The organism is Acinetobacter sp. 1566109, from assembly GCF_000582255.1.
In the GTDB taxonomy this organism is placed as follows: domain Bacteria; phylum Pseudomonadota; class Gammaproteobacteria; order Pseudomonadales; family Moraxellaceae; genus Acinetobacter; species Acinetobacter nosocomialis.
In genome coordinates this window covers 1-509 of sequence record NZ_JEYB01000226.1, presented here as the reverse complement: position 1 = coordinate 509, position 509 = coordinate 1, and the positions used below count along the sequence as shown (strand labels likewise).

Genomic DNA, 509 nt, shown 5'->3' with positions numbered 1-509 from the left:
TCTCACCGCGGTTTTATAAGCTTTTGGATAACTATTTTTAGTTTCAAAAATAGCCTTAAATAATAAGTAGTACGGGCCTTCTAAGTCGGTATGTAGAACATACAACTTCTTGAGTTTATCGGTTGTGCTTGTGTCATGGTCATACTCGACCAGTGCAACCACTTGGTCTTGGAGGTGTTCTTTTTGTACGATTAAACAGATTTCGATGAAGCGTTCTTTAGAGTGAAAATAATTATAAAACGTCATTTTATTCACTTCGGTTTCTTTCACAATTTTGTCGACACCGACCATATGAAAGCCACCGTAGTGAAATAAGTCGATCCCTTTTTTTACAACCTCAAAAGCACGTGTTGGGAGAATTAAATTTGGCATAGTTTTACCGTTATAAAATTAAATTTTTGTTGTATATAAATGAGATATAAAAGCCTTTTACTTTTTTGAAGCTAAAAAAAAGGCATAGCAAAGCCTATAAAGACTGTGCTTGGCACATCTCAAGTTTTATTGTTGCT

General features: G+C 34.4%; 1 protein-coding gene. It reads right to left on the bottom strand.

The features are described from left to right. On the bottom strand, positions 1 to 372 hold a 372-nt coding region (locus tag J582_RS25565; protein WP_032049020.1), incomplete at its 3' end, for a TetR/AcrR family transcriptional regulator. Positions 373 to 509 lie beyond the last annotated feature (137 nt).